The sequence below is a fragment of the Streptomyces sp. NBC_00038 genome (genome assembly GCF_026343635.1).
Lineage (GTDB): Bacteria > Actinomycetota > Actinomycetes > Streptomycetales > Streptomycetaceae > Streptomyces.
Map to the genome: position 1 here is coordinate 8,101,324 of NZ_JAPELQ010000001.1, position 15,549 is coordinate 8,116,872.

A 15,549-nucleotide genomic window follows, 5' to 3' on the forward strand; every position below is an offset into this window, starting at 1 on the left:
ACGTCGCAGGGCTGGGCCCGCGAGGAAGCGGGCCCAGCCCCATGGGAACAGCGCACCGGTCCGGGTCAGGACCCCGAGGTGACCTTCACCGGGTCGGTTCCCGCCGCGCTGTGCCGGGCCGACCAGCTCTCCAGTGCGGTGCGGCAGGCGTGGTCCAGGTGGTGCAGGCCGGAGAGATCCAGCTCGATGGGCCGGTCCTGCGGCAGTGCCTCCAGGCTGTCGAGGATCTTCGGGAGCCGCAGGAAGGTCGCATTGCCCGACAGGTGCGCCTGGACGGGCCCGGCTCCCTTGTCTATGACGTCGAGGCGCACGTGCGAGGCCTCCCACGCCGTCTTCGCGACGGCCAGCGCGAGCCCGATCAGAACCCCCTCGAACATGCTCACGGCGACGATCGACACCGCGGTGACGACGAGGATCAGCGCCTCTCCCCGGTGCTCACGCCACAGTGACGCGATCTCGCGCAGCGGGATCAGCTTCCAGCCCGCGTGCACCAGGATGCCCGCGAGGGCGGGCAGCGGAATGACGCCGAGCGCGGCGGGCAGCAGTGCCGCGAACAGCAGCAGCCAGACGCCGTGCAGCACTCGGGACGCCTTCGTCCGGGCGCCCGCCTGGACGTTCGCCGCACTGCGTACGATCACCGCGGTCATCGGCAGCGCGCCGAGCAGCCCGCAGACGGTGTTGCCCGCGCCCTGCGCCATCAGCTCCTTGTCGTACTCGGTCCGCGGCCCGTCGTGCAGGCGGTCCACGGCCGCCGCGCTGAACAGCGACTCGGCGGAGGCGATCAGGGTGAAGGCGAGGACCGTGCCGAGCACCCCGACGTGTCCGAGTTCCCCGAGGGCGTCGGCGGTCGGCAGGTGTACGGAGCCCAGCAGCCCCTGTACCTCGACCTTCGCCACAGGCAGTCCGAACCCCCACGAGGCGAGGGTGGCCAGCGCGACCGCGCCGAGCGCCCCGGGGACCGTACGCACCCGCCGGGGCAGCAGTTTCCACAGCACGAGGACGAGGACGGTTCCGGCGCCGAGCGCGACCGAGGCCAGCGCCTCGGGGCTGCGCGCGGCGTCGACGAGCGCTGCCGGCAGCCCGGCGAGCTTGCCGAGACCGGAGGCCGGTGCCTTCAGGCCCGCCATCGAGTAGAGCTGGCCCGCGATCAGGACGAGCCCGATCCCGGCCAGCATGCCTTCCACGACGGCCACCGAGATGGCCCGGAAGTAGCGCCCCAACTTCAGGGCACCCATGAGCAGTTGGAGTACACCCGTGGCGAGCACGACGACTCCGAGGACGGCGAGGCCGTACTCCCGCACGGCCTCGAAGACCAGCACGGTCAGCCCCGCGGCCGGCCCGGAGACCTGAAGGCTGCTGCCGCGCATCAGCCCGGTGACCAGACCGCCCACGATGCCGGTGACCAGGCCGAGTTCGGCCGGGACTCCGGAGGCGACTGCGACGCCCACACACAGCGGAAGTGCGACGAGGAACACGACGACGGACGCGGCGAAGTCCTGCCGCAGGTGGGGGAGTTTCATCGCGCGGCTCACAGCGCCTCGAAGGTGCCGGTGTCCGCACGGTGGGCCTGTACGGCACCGGTGTGGACCTCGTAGTACCAGCCGTGCAGGCGCAGTTGACCTGCCGTCAGGGCGCGTTCCACGCACGGGTACGCGCGGAGCCTGAGCAGTTGTGCGCGGACGTGGTTCTGCACCGCGTCGGCGACGGCCGGGTCGTCGTGCGTCGCGCCGGACGGCGGTTCGGCCTGGGCGAGCCAGTCGCGTACGGCGGGTACGGCGGTCAGGTCGTCGCCGCGCACCAGTGCGCCGACGGCACCGCAGTGCGAGTGGCCGCAGACCACGATCTCGGAGACACCGAGCACGTCCACCGCGTACTCGACGGTGGCGGCCTCGGCGGTCGGCCGCCCGGGGACGTACGGCGGGACGATGTTGCCCGCGGTGCGCAGCTCGAAGAGCTCGCCGGGGCGGGCGCCGGTGATCAGTGCGGGGACGACTCGGGAGTCGGAGCAGGTGATGAACAGGACCTGGGGGGACTGGCCTTGGGCCAGCTGGGCGAACCGCTCGGGGCGCTGTCCGTGCGCGCGGGCGTGATCGATGAGGGGCTGCATGTGTCAGTTCCTCCTGGCGCGCCTCGATGGCGCGTCGGCTTACAAGAACGGAGCGTGGGGGGATGCGCTCCGCTCAGCAGCGGAAGACCTGAAGTGCCGCGGGGGAATGGCCGGTTGACGATCTGGACGTGCGAACGGCGGTCCCGCGGGGCGGGGGGAGGGGATGACCGGCCGCCGGATCGCCGGCCAGCAGGGCGCGGGCGGGCCCTTCGGGAACCAGGTCCTCGTCACGGCTCCGGTCGCGGGACCGGAGCGCCGGCGCCACCTTCTGCTTCTGCTGGTGCTCGGACTCGCCGCAGGAGGCGACCTCGCTCTTCTGCGCAGAAGCGAACACCTGTGTGGGAGCGAAGAACTGAAGGCTCATCAGAACCGTGGCGAGTACCACGAACAGGGTCCGGGCCGTCGTACCTCGGAACATGGGCCCCCTCCCGGCTGCTCACACACGTCAACAGTCAGCGTCAAGATCTACGTTAACGCGGCCAGTTGTTTGCAGGGTTAACTTTACGTTTCGCCCTGAAGAGAGCCCGAAACGGGAGGGTGCGTGGCGTGAATCAGCCCTTCACGAGACCTAGTCCTTTACGAGCCCCTTGGCATCCCGCGCCAGTGCGGTGAGCCGGGAGATCGCGCGGAAGTACTTCTTGCGGTAGCCGCCGTTCAGCATCTCCTCGCTGAACAGCTTGTCGAAAGGCATTCCCGCGGCGAGTACCGGCACCTCGCGGTCGTACAGCCGGTCCGCGAGCACCACGAGGCGCAGCGCCGTCGACTGGTCCGGTATCGGCTGGACGTCGGTGAGGCAGACGGCCCTGAGACCGTCGGTCAGAGCGCCGTAGCGGCTCGGGTGGACGCGTGCGAGGTGGTCCAGCAGGTGCGGGAAGTCGTCGAGGGACGCGCCTTCGGTGGCGTACGCAGCCTTGGTGACCTGCTCGTCGGAGAACGGCGCCGGGGCCTCGGGCAGCCCGCGGTGGCGGTAGTCCTCGCCGTCGATGCGCAGCGGACGGAAGTGCGCGGACAGGCCCTGGATCTCCCGCAGGAAGTCCGCGGACGCGAACCGGCCCTCGCCGAGCTTGCCCGGCAGGGTGTTCGAGGTGGCCGCGAGCGCCACGCCCGCGTCGACCAGCTTGCCGAGCAGCGTGGAGACGAGGACGGTGTCGCCGGGGTCGTCGAGTTCGAACTCGTCTATGCACAGCAGCCGGTGGCCGCTCAGCGTCTGCACGGTCTTCTGGAAGCCGAGCGCGCCGACCAGGTTCGTCAGCTCCACGAAGGTGCCGAAGGCCTTGAGCTCGCGCTCGGCGGGGGTCGCGTGCCACAGGGAGGCCAGCAGATGGGTCTTGCCGACGCCGTAGCCGCCGTCCAGATAGACGCCGCGCGGGCCTGTGGGGGCCTGCTTGGCGGCCTTCCCGAAGCCGAACAGTCTGCGCTTGCCCGAGCTTGCCGCGTGTGCCCCGCCCAGACCGGCCGCGAAGCCGCTGAGGACGCGTACGGCCTCGGGCTGGCTCGGCTGGTTCGGGTCCGGGATGTACGTCGCGAAGCGGACCGAGTCGAAGCGCGGCGGCGGCACCATCTCGGCGACGAGCCGGTCCGCGGGGACATGCGGCTCGCGGGCGCACAGGGACAGCGGGGTCGCTTCGGCTATCGGACCGAACCCGGCGGAGGTGGTGGAGGTCGACACGGTTCCCCACTCTAAGGGTCGTGCCACACTGCAGGTCATGCGACGCCTGTTCCCTGTGACCTACGAAACAGCAGCCCAGGCCTCCGGCGGGGCACCTGATGCGGATGTGACGGACCGGGAGTGGGAGCTCGACGAGCTGGCGGAGGCGTACGCCTACCCCGAGGTCCGTGAGCCCTGGCTGCGCGCCAACATGGTGTCGACGCTGGACGGCGCCGCCCAGCACGACGGGCGGTCCCAGGCCATCTCCGGCGCCACCGACATGCGGATCTTCGGAGTGCTGCGCGCGCTCGCGGACGTCGTCCTGGTGGGTGCGGAAACGGTACGCCAGGAGGGTTACCGTCCGGCACGCGCGCGTGAGGCCTTCGCGGCGCGCAGGGAGACGGCCGGACAGGGCCCGGCGCCCGCGATCGCGATCGTGACCGCCAGCCTCGACCTGGACTTCTCGCTTCCGCTTTTCGCCTCGCCCGAGGTGCCCACACTGGTCCTGACCGGCGCCGGGGCGGCCCCGGACCGGGTCGCGACCGCCGAGAAGGCGGGCGCGCGGGTGGTGATCGCGGGGGACGGCATGGGTGTGGACCCCGCCCGAGCCGTACGCGCGCTCGGCGACCTCGGCATGACCCGGCTGCTGACCGAGGGCGGCCCGCGCCTGCTGGGCCAGCTGATCGCGGCCGGGGTGCTCGACGAGCTCTGCCTCACCGTCTCCCCGACGCTCACCGCGGGAGACGCCCAGCGCATCGCAGGAGGCCCGTCGATCGCCGTTCCCAAACGGTTCGAACTGGCGTCCTTGCTGGAAGAGGCCGGGTTCCTCTACTCCCGATACCGTCGGTCCTGACAAGTCGGCGGAATACCCCGTTCCGTTTTTCTTCGGCGGGGCACACTGAATTTCGCAGACCCCGTGCGGTTACGGGGCAGGATGGTTTCCGCAGGGGCCTGGGAACGGCCCATGGAGGAGAAGGGCACCTGTCGTGTTCACAAGCGTATTGATGATCGAGAAGGCCCTGACGTCCGCCGACGTGGAGTTCGTCACCACCTTGCACGGTGACGAGTCCGTCGCCTTCCAGGTGCTGCTCCAGCCCCGGGGCGACCAGGCGGACCGGCTGCTGCGGGCCATCGACGACGTGGCCCTCGGCGAGCTGGACGAGGCGGCTCACGAGGACGAGACCCCCGAGGGCGAGGCGGCGGCAGGCCAGGGGCAGCAGGCCCTCGAGGTGTCGCTGGTGGCGCTGCGGGCGACCGGGAACCAGGCCGAGGGGCGGCTCATCGAGGACCATCCGCTGGACGCGCTGAAGGCGCTGGTCGAGGAGATCGACGCGGATGAGGTCCTCGTGCTGACCGACCCCCACTACGTGGAGGAGTTCTTCCACCGGGACTGGGCCTCTCGGGCTCGGCACAAGGTGGGGGTGCCGGTTTTGAAGCTGTTCTCGCACAGCAAGGTGTAGTCGCCTGTCGCTGGGCGCCGTGGGGGTGAGGTGCTTTTCGGGGTGCGGGTGCTCTGTGGCTGGTCGCGCCCACGCGGCGGAGCCGCACAATGTCACAGCCCCGCGCCCCTTACCGGCACCGTCGTCGGCGCCCCTTGCGAGGCGCCGCACGCTGTACGGAATAGGCTGGGGGCTCAGTCTCGTACCGGATCTTGGGAGAAACACGCATGGCACCCGGCCTTCCTACCGCCATGGACCGACCGCACTTCATTGGTATCGGCGGGGCCGGGATGTCGGGCATCGCGAAGATCCTCGCGCAGCGGGGGGCCGAGGTGGCGGGGAGTGACGCCAAGGAGTCCGCGACCGCCGAGGCGCTGCGCGCGCTGGGTGCGACGGTGCACATCGGGCACGCCGCCGGCCATCTCGCCGCCGATGCCACCTGCGTCGTCGTCTCCTCCGCGATCCGCGCGGACAACCCGGAGCTGGCCCGTGCCGCGGAGCTCGGCATCCCGGTGGTCCACCGTTCGGACGCTCTCGCCCGTCTGATGGACGGCCTGCGCCCGATCGCGGTCGCGGGAACCCACGGCAAGACGACGACGACCTCGATGCTGGCCGTGTCGCTCTCGACGCTGGGGCTGAAGCCGTCGTACGCGATCGGCGGCGACCTCGACGCTCCCGGATCCAACGCCCTGCACGGCGAGGGCGAGATCTTCGTCGCCGAGGCCGACGAATCGGACCGCAGCTTCCACAAGTACGCGCCCGAGGTGGCGATCATCCTCAACGCGGAGCTGGACCACCACGCCAACTACGCGTCCCTGGACGAGATCTACGAGTCCTTCGAGACGTTCGTGGACCGTGTCACCGAGGGCGGCACGCTGGTGATCTCGGCGGACAACGAGGGGACGCGCGAGCTGACGCGGCGGCTGCCGGGCCGCGTACGTGTGGTGACGTACGGCGAGTCGGCGGACGCGGACGTGCGTGTGCTGTCCGTCGTCCCCCACGGCCTCAAGAGCGAGGTCACCGTCGAGCTGGACGGCGCACGGCTCACCTTCACGGTCTCCGTGCCCGGCCGCCACTACGCGCACAACGCGGTCGCGGCGCTGGCCGCGGGCGTGGCGCTCGGTGTCCCGGCCGCCGAGCTGGCTCCCGCGCTCGCCTCCTACACAGGCGTGAAGCGCCGCCTCCAGCTCAAGGGCGAGGAGGCCGGCGTCCAGGTCGTCGACTCGTACGCGCATCACCCGACCGAGATGACGGCGGACCTGGAGGCGATGCGCGCGGGTGCATCCGGCCGCATCCTGGTCGTCTTCCAGCCGCACCTGTTCTCCCGGACCCAGGAACTGGGCAAGGAGATGGGCGAGGCCCTGTCCCTGGCGGACGCCTCGGTCGTCCTGGACATCTACCCGGCCCGCGAGGACCCGATCCCGGGCGTCACCAGCGAGCTGATCATCGAGGCGGCACGGGCCGCCGGCGCGGATGTGACGCCGGTCCACGACAAGGCGGACGCGCCGTCGGCGATCGCGGGAATGGCGAAGCCCGGTGATCTCGTTCTCACCATGGGCGCGGGCGACGTCACGGACCTCGGTCCGGAGATCCTGACCCGCCTGTCGAAGTAGCCGTACCGTCTGTGAGGGGTTGAGCAACATGTCGTACGACATCGAGAAGCCGGACGAGCAGTGGCGCGCCGAGCTGACCCCGGCCGAGTACAAGGTCCTGCGCAAGGCGGGCACGGAGCCGGCGTTCACCGGCGAGTACACCGACACCAAGACGACGGGCGTCTACTCCTGCCGGGCCTGCGGTGCCGAACTCTTCACCTCCGGTGAGAAGTTCGAGTCGCACTGCGGCTGGCCGTCCTTCTTCGACCCCAAGGACACCGACGCCGTCGAGCTGATCCAGGACCGGTCGCTCGGGATGGTGCGCACGGAGGTGCGGTGTGCTCGGTGCGGGTCGCATCTTGGGCATGTGTTCGAGGGGGAGGGGTATGCGACGCCGACCGATCAGCGGTACTGCATCAACAGCATTTCGCTGCGGTTGGAGCCTGAGGCCTGAGGCTTGACGCCTGAGGCCCGACGTCTGAGGCCCGACGTCTGAGGCCCGACCGTAATTCCGTGGTCGCTTCGGCCGCATTCTGATCATGCTCTCCGGGACCGGCGCGAACGTTCGCGCCGGTCCTTTTGAGGTGGCTGTGACAAGAAGTTAATTGCGAATCGGCCGGAACGACTTGCTCCACGCGGTCATGGCACGTACACATGTCCCCCACAACGGCCGTATTCCGGGGGGATGTTGGCATATGCAGGGCACAGTCGACGGATTCAGTTACGGCATGGTCACACCGGTGACCGCCTATGTCATGGCGTGTCTGGGGGCGGCGCTCGGACTGCGCTGCATCACCAGGTCCCTGCGCAACGAGCAGTCGTGGAAGCCCGGTTGGCTCGCGCTCGGAGCCACGTCGATCGGGTGCGGCATCTGGACGATGCACTTCATCGCCATGATCGGCTTCCAGGTCGAGGAATCACGCCTCCGCTACGACGTCGGCCTGACGATCCTCAGTCTCGGCGTCGCGATACTCGTGGTCGGCCTCGGCGTCTTCGCGGTCGGCCACTACGGCGCGAGCACGACGGCCCTGCTCATCGCGGGGACGTTCACCGGTCTCGGTGTCGCGGTCATGCACTACGTCGGTATGGCGGCCATACGCGTGAACGGCAGCCTGCGGTACGACGCGGTCACCGTCGGGCTGTCCGTGGCGATCGCCATCGTCGCCGCGACCGCCGCGCTCTGGGCGGCGGTCACGATCCGCGGCTTCATGGCGAGCCTGGGCGCCAGCCTCGTCATGGGCATCGCCGTGACCGGCATGCACTACACGGGCATGGCGGCCGTCAGTGTGCACCTCCACAGCAAGGGCGGCTCATGGGCGGGCGGTTCCGCCTACTCGCTCCTGCTCCCCATGCTGATCGGCCCCGTCATCTTCCTGGTGCTCGCGGGAGTGGTGGTGATGTTCGACCCGCTGCTGGTCCTGGGCGACGGGGACTGGAGCGGTTCCGCCGCGCGCCGGCGCCCGGCAGGCGCACCGTACGGTGGCCCGTCCCGTACCCCGGTCGGCGCACCGCCCCGCGCTCCGGCCGGCTGGTCCGGACAGCCCGGCTCATTCTCCGAGACGCCGGCCGACGCCGGTCGGCGTGCGCAGAACCGGGGCTCTTCGCCGCCGCGACGCCGGTAGCCGCCCGGTTTCGGGTATGGCTGTGAGCTTGTCGCCGTTACTGACCTTGTCGGCGTGATGTTCTCCGGGCCGAAGGGTGCGCCGGTCACCAGCGTGAAGGGGACGGTGAATCGTCCGCCTGGCAGGCCTTGTCGTGTGTGCGTCGCTTATCGAGGCGTGCGGAGTCCGTCGAGGATGAGCGCGAGCATGTGGGGTGCCCGGTCCTCGGGGCTGGACGCGGCGCGCCACAAGGCGCCGGTGAGTTGGAGGAAGTCGCCCGGGTCGGCGTCCGGGCGGATGCTTCCGTCCCTTTTGCCGGCGTCGAGGAGTTCTGTGATCGCGGCGATGACCGGCCCGTAGCTCTGCTCGCTGATCGCCTGGTGCGCGCCCGGGCCGAGGGCGTCGCCGAGGCCGTGCTTTCTGCGCATGGCCTCGACGAGGTCGGTCGTCCAGTGGCGGAGCGCTTCCAGTGCCGGCAGCCGGGCCAGCAGCTCGGGCACGGTGCCGGTGATGCGTGCCACCTCGTCCTGGTAGACGGCCAGGACCAGCGACTCGCGGGTGGGGAAGTTGCGGTACAGGGTGCCCGCGCCGACTCCCGCGCGCTGGGAGATCTGGTTCATCGACGTGCTGCCGTCCGCAGCGAGCGCTTCGCGTGCGGCGGCGAGGATGCGTGCCCTGTTCTCGCGGGCGTCTGAACGGACCACAGGACCTCACCTTGCTAAGTGGAGAGCTCTCCATTACGGTATGCGGAGAGCTCTCCACATAGTCTAAGGAGCGTCATGCATTACATCAAGCTCGGCACCACCGGCCTCGACGTGTCCCCGATCGCGATCGGCGCAATGACCTACGGCGAGCCCGACCGCGGGCACCCCGTCTGGTCGAAGGGCGAACAGGACGCGCGTCCGCTCATCAAGCACGCGCTGGAGGCGGGGATCAACTTCTTCGACACCGCGAACATGTACTCCAACGGTTCCAGCGAGGAGATCCTCGGCCGGGCGCTCAAGGACTTCGCCGACCGTGACGCCGTGGTGATCGCCACGAAGCTGCGCCACCCGATGCGGCTTGGACCCAACGGACGGGGACTGTCGCGCAAGGCGATCATGACCGAGGTCGACCACTCGCTGCGCCGCCTGGGCACCGACTACATCGACCTCTACCAGATCCACCGCAACGACCACTCCACCCCTTGGGAGGAGACCCTCGAAGCGCTCAGCGACCTCGTGAAGGCCGGCAAGGTCCGCTACCTCGGCGCCTCGTCCATGCATGCATGGGAGTTCGCGAAGGCGCTGCACCTGCAGAAGGAGAACGGCTGGGCCCGGTTCGTGTCCATGCAGGACCACTACAACCTCCTCGCCCGAGAGGAGGAGCGGGAGATGATCCCGCTGTGCCTGGACGAGGGCGTCGGCACGATCATCTGGTCGCCGCTGGCCCGCGGCCGCCTCACCCGCGCGTGGGACGACGCCCGCTCGACGGTGCGCTCCGAGACCGACGGCGACTACGCGGACCTGCTCTACTCGCCGGCCGAGGAGGCATCCAACCGCGCGGTCATCGACGCGGTCGGACAGGTCGCGGACGCCCGTGGCGTCAGCCGCGCACAGGTCGCGCTCGCCTGGCTGCGGCGCCAGCCGGTCGTGACCGCACCCTTGGTCGGGGCCGGCTCGATCCAGCAGATCGACGAGGCCGTGGCCTCTCTGGATGTCGAGCTCACCGACGTGGACGTGCACGCCCTGGAGGCCCCGTACACCCCCCGCTACGACTGGCAGGGCGTCTCGGACGAAGCCGAGATGGAGGCAATCCGCAGGCGCGTCCCCGGAATGGCTCTCGCATGACCCCCATCGTCCGTTCCGGTCCCGCTGCCCGCACCGGAGCCCTCCTCATCCTCCTCGGCCCGCTCGTGTCCTGGATCGCCGAGTTCATCACCGCCGCCGCATGGCAGGACCCGCCGTACTCGCCCCTGTACAACTGGGTCAGCCACCTCGGCTTGACCGGCCCGCCGCAGACCGCGTTCGGACAGGTCGCCAACTCCCCCCTCGGTGCCGTCATGGACACCGGCTGGGTGATCTACGGAACCCTCCTGATCGTCGGCGCGTTCCTCCTGTTCGACCCGCGCAAGGGCGCACGCCCGGTCATCATCGTCGGCCTCGCCGTCCTCGCCGGCGGCGGAGTCTCGCTCGTCGGCATCTTCCAGGGCTCCGACACCAACGTCGACAACGGCCTGATCGCGTTCCACACCGTCGGCGCGCAGGGCGTCATGCTCGCCGGCAACATCATGGCGATCGCCGTCGGAACCGGCGGCGCCCGCATCGGTCTCAGCCGGGGCCGGTCGATCGCGAGCACCGCGCTCGGCACCGCCGGGCTGATCGCGTTCCCCCTCTTCATGACCGACGTGTTCACCGGCTGGATGTGGAACATCGGCCTGTTCGAGCGCGCCGTCATCTACCCGATCATGATCGGCCACGCTCTCCTCGGAAGCAGTGTGGCCGCTGTCCAGCGCCACCGTGCGCCGCATCCGCCGGCACGCCTTGCCGCACGAATCGAGAGTTGAGGAGAGACAGATGGCCCAGGTACTGGTCACCGGGGGAACCGGCTTCATCGGGAGCTGGTGCATCCAGGCCCTGCTGGATGCCGGGCACACCGTCCGCACCACCGTCCGCGACCTGCGGCGCGAACCGGCGCTGCGCTCCTGGCTGCACGCGGCCACGCCGTTCGGCGACGACCGTCTCACGGTCGTACGCGCCGACCTCGAACAGTCCGACGGTTGGGACGCCGCCGTCGCCGGCTGCGACTTCGTCCTCCACGTCGCCTCGCCGACCCTGCGCCACACGCCGGCCAACGACGACGACCTGGTGGTCCCGGCACGCGAGGGCGTCCTGCGGGTGCTGCGCGCCGCCCGCGACGCAGGCGTGCGCCGGGCCGTCCTGACCAGCGCCTTCGGTGCCATCGGGATCGGGCATCCTCCGCGCTCGACCCCGTTCACCGAACAGGACTGGACAGACGTCGACAGCGACATCCCGCCCTACCAGCGCTCCAAGACACTCGCCGAACGCGCCGCCTGGCAGTTCATCCAGGACGAGGGCGGCGGTCTGGAACTGGCGGCGGTTCATCCCGTGGGGGTCCTTGGACCCCTGCTCGGCCTGGACGACCCGCCGTCCCTGCGTCTGGTGCGCAGAATGCTTGAGGGACAGGTTCCTGCGTGCCCTCCCTTCGGGATGGGCTTCGTCGACGTGCGCGACGTCGCGGATCTGCACCTGCGCGCGATGACCGATCCGGCAGCCGCCGGCGAACGCTTCCTGGCGATCGCCGGGCACAGCCTGCGCGTCATCGACATCGCACGCATCCTGCATGACCGCCTCGGTGAACGGGCCGCGAAGGCCCCGACCCGTGAACTGCCCGTGTGGGTTGCGCGCGCACTGGGCATGGTGAACCCGGAACTGCGACTGCTCAGGCACCAGCTCGGCCGGGATCTCGACGCCACAAGCGGCAAAGCGGAGAAGCTTCTCGGGTGGCGAGCGCGTCCCATCGAGGACACCATCGAGGACACCGCCGAGAGCCTTCTCGCCCACGGCATCGGGACGAAGACCGGCTCGTAGTCGACCGGCCCCGGCAAGGTGCTGGCCGGAATGAACTCCAACTACGGTGACACGGCCACGATTTCGGGTGTGACCAACTCCACCCGCGCTGGGCCAGTGGTGCTCAGTAGTCGTTCGACGGGCAGTACATCGGGGCCAGTTCCGTGTTGTCCTCGGTGATGAGGCGGATGGGCAGCTCGGTGATCTTGTCGACCTCTTTGTACTCGCGGAGCAGGTCCACGGTGTTCTCCATCGCCAGTTCACCGATGCGCATCGCCGAGTTGGTGACCGTGGCGGCGAAGCGTCCGTCCTTGAGCGCGGCCAAGCCCTCGTCGGTGCCGTTGACCGTCACGATCCTGACGTCCTCGGCGTCGGCCGCGTCGAAGGCCTTGCGGACTCCGAAGGCCATCTCCTCGTTGGCGACGAACGCGTACCGCAGGTCGGGATGTGCCTGGATCATGTTCGCGGCGACGGCCTGTGCCTTGGCGGCGTCGAACATGCCTGGCGCGGTCGCCACCACCTCGGCGTTGGCGGGCAGACGTTCGGTGAAGCCGGACGTGAGCAGGTCGGAGGCGGCGCCGGGCGCTCCGGCGATGACGCCGACCTCCACCTGCTGTCCGGCGGCGTCCCTGGCGACCCAGTCGGCGTCCAGTTCCCCGACCTTCCTGAGGTCGACGACGACCGCCCCGAGGAGGTCCGCCGTGTCCTCGGGGACGAAGGTGGTCAGGAAGATGGGTATGCCCGCCTTCTTGGCCTTGGCGATGTCGTCCTCGAGCGCGCTGACGTTCACGGTCTGCACGATGACCGCGTCGACGTCGCGGGAGATCATGTCCTGGATGTTGGACAGCTCGGTGCCGGGGTCCTGGCGGGAGTTGGCCGTGTAGAGCGTGACGCGCTGGGCGGTGGCCTCCTCTTCGACGGCTTTCCGCAGGCACGTGTGGAAGGCGGTGTCGGAACCGTTCACGAACCCGATGGTGAGCGGGCCGGAGACGGTGCGGGTCTGGGACTGTGCTCCGCAGCCGCTCAGCACCAGGGTGGTGCCGACGACCGATGCGGCCAGCGCTCTTCGGGGCCGGGTGGACAGAGACATGGGAGGACCGTCTTTCGTGGCGTGCGGAAGCGGCTCGATTCGCGACTGCCCGGATGCCTGCCGTCCGGTCACGCGAGGCGGAAGCTGTGTGACGGCGGCTGACGGTACCGCCGCGTGGACGAGGCTCACCCTTCGCGGAACGCAAGGTGAACTTGCGTATCCGGAGCGCATCCGAAGCCGCATCCCGAGTGCATCCCGACTGCAATCGGAGCGCCTCCAGAACGCACGAAGGCGCGGTGCCTGGTGATGTCACCAGTCACCGCGCCTCGCCCTCCTGCGCGTCCGGGCGTACGGGCGTACGGGCGTACGGGGCTAGTACGTCCGACCCAGGATCTCCCGCACCTCCGACTCGCTCGGCAGCAGCGGCGAGTTCTTGGTCACCGCGTCGGCGACCGTGCCCGCGGCGATGGACGGCAACATCCCGGGGTCGGCGCCCAGTTCGCGCAGCGGCCGCTTGATGTCCAGCGCCTCGGAGATGGCGCGCACGGCGTCCACGGCGGCTCGTCCCCAGTCTCCGTCCGCGGGCGGCGGAAGACGCATCGCACGACCCACCTGCTCGTACGCGTGCCGCGCGGCCGGAGCGCTGAACTTCATGACCTCCTCCAGGACGGCGGCGAGCGCGACGCCGTGCGGGGTGCCGGTGTGCGCGGTGAGGGCGTGGCCGATGCCGTGGACGAGGCCCAGGCCGGAGAGGGTCAGGGCCTGGCCGGCCAGGTGGGCGCCCATCATCAGTTCGGCGCGGGCGTCCAGGTCCGAGCCGTCCCGGTACGCGGCGGGCAGCGCGCGGCCCACCATGGTCACCGCCTGCGTGGCGTACGCGACGGAGAACGGGTTCGCGCCGCGTGAGGCGAGCGACTCGATGCCGTGGACGAGCGCGTCGATGCCGGTCGCGGCTGTGGCGGGTGCGGGCAGGCCGAGCGTCAACTCGGGGTCGAGGAGGGCGATATGGGGCTTCACCGAGGGATGGCCGAGGTAGACCTTGCGGCGCGCCCCGGCGTCCTCGATGACACCGAAGCCGTTCGTCTCCGCTCCGGTGCCCGACGTGGTGGGGATCGCGATGATCGGCAGTCCGGCCGCCGCCTCCCACAGCTGGTCGGCGTCGGCGGCCACGGCGTCCGGGTTGCCGACGAGCAGGGAGATGCCCTTCGCCGCGTCCAGCACCGAGCCGCCGCCGAGTGCGACCACCACGGCCGGGCCGAAGGCGCGGGCCCGGGCGGCGCCCGCGTCGACGTTGCCGGTGGACGGGTTGGGTGCCACCTCGTCGTAGACGTCGTACTCGATGCCGTCGGATTCGAGGGTCTTGAGGACGCGGTCGACGACGCCCGCCGCGCGCAGGCCCTGGTCGGTGACGAGGAAGGCGCGGTGGTGCCCGGTCGTCGCGATCAGTTCGGGCAGCCGGTCGATGCGGCCGGGGCCGAACTCGACGCGGCAGATGGGGTCGATGCTCAGGGGCGCGAGCGGGTCGCGCTGACTGGATGTCATGAGGTGCGGCTCCTGACAGGGTGTGCGATGGGGGTTCGGTCCGGCGGGGTCAGACCGCGTACGCCGCGTCGTCGAACGCGGCGGTCGGGTTCGGCAGCCGGAACTCCCGTCCCGCAAGGGCCTCGTACAGGCGGACCGGGCTCATCTCGCCCGCCAGGTCGCCGTGCTGGGCCTTGGAACGGCGGTAGATCTGCTCGACCAGGGCCGACAGTTCGGTGGAGACGCCCAGGTCGCGGCCGAGGTCGACGGCCAGGCCCAGGTCCTTGCAGGCGAGGACCATGGCGAACGAGTCGTCGTAGTCGCCGTCGGCGAGCACGCACAGGACGTCGTTCTCCAGGAAGTTGGACGCGGCCGGGCTGGCGAGCAGCGAGCTGCGCAGCACTCCCAGGTCGACGCCCGCCTTGACGCCCATGGCGAGCACCTCGGAGGTGGCGACCAGATGGCTGAACCAGAGCAGATTGATCATGAGCTTCACGGTGTAGCCCGCGCCGAGCGGGCCGACGTGCAGGATCTTGTCCGGGTCGCCCATCGCTTCGAGGGCGGGCAGCGCGATACGGAAGTCGTCGTCCGCGCCGCCGACGAAGATCTGCAGCTTCCCGGCCTCGGCACCCCGGGCCATCCCGCTGACGGGCGCGTCGAGGCGGCGTACGCCCCGCGCGTCCAGGATCTCGGCCGCCACGCGTTCGGCCGACGCGGGCGTGGACGTCGACATGTCGATCCACAGGGCCCCCGGCGGCAGCGCCTCGGCCGCGCCGCCCCGCAGCAGCACGTCCTCGACGATGCGCGGGTTGGGCAGCATGGTGATCAGGAACTCGGCGTTCCTGGCGCAGTCGGCGGGGGATTCGGCCCACCGGGCGCCGAGCGCGAGATGCTCGGCGGCGGCCTCGGGCCGGGTGTCGTACACGGTGACCAGGTGTCCCGCGTGGATCAGATGGCGGGCCATGTGACGTCCCATGTTGCCCAGGCCGATGAAACCGATCCTCATCGTTGTCCTCGCTGCGGTGAGAAGAGAAGGAGAGAA

The 15,549-nt window shown here is 70.2% G+C and carries 16 protein-coding genes; 8 read left to right on the plus strand and 8 right to left on the minus strand.

Annotated features, from left to right (window positions below; genetic code table 11):
- Nucleotides 1–65 precede the first annotated feature (65 nt).
- The 4 genes from OG219_RS36520 to zapE form a co-directional block, all read right to left on the minus strand.
- Complete coding sequence (locus OG219_RS36520) at nucleotides 66–1,520, minus strand: SulP family inorganic anion transporter (RefSeq protein WP_266833842.1); 1,455 nt, start codon at nucleotides 1,518–1,520, stop codon at nucleotides 66–68.
- An 8-nt stretch (nucleotides 1,521–1,528) separates the two neighbouring features.
- Nucleotides 1,529–2,107 (minus strand): carbonic anhydrase, encoded by a 579-nt coding sequence (locus OG219_RS36525; protein ID WP_266833844.1) that lies wholly within the window; start codon nucleotides 2,105–2,107, stop codon nucleotides 1,529–1,531.
- A gap of 73 nt (nucleotides 2,108–2,180) precedes the next feature.
- Complete coding sequence (locus tag OG219_RS36530) at nucleotides 2,181–2,525, minus strand: hypothetical protein (RefSeq protein WP_266833846.1); 345 nt, start codon at nucleotides 2,523–2,525, stop codon at nucleotides 2,181–2,183.
- Nucleotides 2,526–2,675: 150 nt separating this feature from the next.
- Nucleotides 2,676–3,776 (minus strand): cell division protein ZapE, encoded by a 1,101-nt coding sequence (gene zapE / locus OG219_RS36535; RefSeq protein WP_266833848.1) that lies wholly within the window; start codon nucleotides 3,774–3,776, stop codon nucleotides 2,676–2,678.
- Nucleotides 3,777–3,813: 37 nt separating this feature from the next.
- On the opposite strand from zapE, the gene OG219_RS36540 reads away from it, so the two are divergent.
- The 5 genes from OG219_RS36540 (at nucleotide 3,814) to OG219_RS36560 (ending at nucleotide 8,408) form a co-directional block, all read left to right on the plus strand.
- A complete protein-coding gene (locus tag OG219_RS36540) occupies nucleotides 3,814–4,608 on the plus strand; it encodes a pyrimidine reductase family protein (RefSeq protein WP_266833850.1) in 795 nt (264 codons plus the stop codon).
- A gap of 133 nt (nucleotides 4,609–4,741) precedes the next feature.
- The gene (locus OG219_RS36545; protein WP_266833852.1) at nucleotides 4,742–5,215 is read left to right on the plus strand and encodes an indole-3-glycerol phosphate synthase; all 474 of its coding nucleotides are present in this window, start codon (nucleotides 4,742–4,744) and stop codon (nucleotides 5,213–5,215) included.
- Between the two features lie 206 nt (nucleotides 5,216–5,421).
- The gene (gene murC / locus OG219_RS36550) at nucleotides 5,422–6,807 is read left to right on the plus strand and encodes a UDP-N-acetylmuramate--L-alanine ligase (protein ID WP_266833854.1); all 1,386 of its coding nucleotides are present in this window, start codon (nucleotides 5,422–5,424) and stop codon (nucleotides 6,805–6,807) included.
- A gap of 28 nt (nucleotides 6,808–6,835) precedes the next feature.
- On the plus strand, nucleotides 6,836–7,240 hold the full coding sequence (gene msrB / locus OG219_RS36555; RefSeq protein ID WP_266836352.1) for a peptide-methionine (R)-S-oxide reductase MsrB: 405 nt from the start codon (nucleotides 6,836–6,838) through the stop codon (nucleotides 7,238–7,240).
- A gap of 241 nt (nucleotides 7,241–7,481) precedes the next feature.
- Nucleotides 7,482–8,408, plus strand: coding sequence for an MHYT domain-containing protein (locus OG219_RS36560; protein ID WP_266833856.1), 927 nt, complete (start codon nucleotides 7,482–7,484; stop codon nucleotides 8,406–8,408).
- Nucleotides 8,409–8,554: 146 nt separating this feature from the next.
- On the opposite strand, the gene OG219_RS36565 is transcribed toward OG219_RS36560, so the two are convergent.
- Nucleotides 8,555–9,091 carry a TetR/AcrR family transcriptional regulator gene (locus tag OG219_RS36565; protein WP_266833858.1) on the minus strand — a complete coding sequence of 179 codons (537 nt, stop codon included), beginning with the start codon at nucleotides 9,089–9,091 and terminating at the stop codon, nucleotides 8,555–8,557.
- A 75-nt stretch (nucleotides 9,092–9,166) separates the two neighbouring features.
- Between OG219_RS36565 and OG219_RS36570 the strand changes: the two genes are divergently transcribed.
- The 3 genes from OG219_RS36570 to OG219_RS36580 are packed head-to-tail and all read left to right on the plus strand — an operon-like array spanning nucleotide 9,167 to nucleotide 11,977.
- On the plus strand, nucleotides 9,167–10,216 hold the full coding sequence (locus tag OG219_RS36570; protein ID WP_266833860.1) for an aldo/keto reductase: 1,050 nt from the start codon (nucleotides 9,167–9,169) through the stop codon (nucleotides 10,214–10,216).
- Complete coding sequence (locus tag OG219_RS36575) at nucleotides 10,213–10,932, plus strand: DUF998 domain-containing protein (RefSeq protein ID WP_266833862.1); 720 nt, start codon at nucleotides 10,213–10,215, stop codon at nucleotides 10,930–10,932. Before OG219_RS36570 ends, OG219_RS36575 begins: the two co-directional genes overlap by 4 nt.
- Nucleotides 10,933–10,942: 10 nt before the next feature.
- Nucleotides 10,943–11,977: an aldehyde reductase gene (locus OG219_RS36580; protein ID WP_266833864.1), complete on the plus strand. Its 1,035-nt coding sequence runs from the start codon at nucleotides 10,943–10,945 to the stop codon at nucleotides 11,975–11,977.
- 103 nt (nucleotides 11,978–12,080) lie between these two features.
- On the opposite strand, the gene OG219_RS36585 is transcribed toward OG219_RS36580, so the two are convergent.
- From OG219_RS36585 to OG219_RS36595, 3 genes are all read right to left on the minus strand, one after another.
- A complete protein-coding gene (locus OG219_RS36585; protein ID WP_266833866.1) occupies nucleotides 12,081–13,046 on the minus strand; it encodes a sugar ABC transporter substrate-binding protein in 966 nt (321 codons plus the stop codon).
- A 312-nt stretch (nucleotides 13,047–13,358) separates the two neighbouring features.
- Complete coding sequence (locus tag OG219_RS36590) at nucleotides 13,359–14,528, minus strand: iron-containing alcohol dehydrogenase family protein (protein ID WP_266833868.1); 1,170 nt, start codon at nucleotides 14,526–14,528, stop codon at nucleotides 13,359–13,361.
- A 49-nt stretch (nucleotides 14,529–14,577) separates the two neighbouring features.
- Entirely contained in the window at nucleotides 14,578–15,513 is a 936-nt protein-coding gene (locus tag OG219_RS36595) for an NAD(P)-dependent oxidoreductase (RefSeq protein WP_266833870.1), read from the minus strand.
- Nucleotides 15,514–15,549 lie beyond the last annotated feature (36 nt).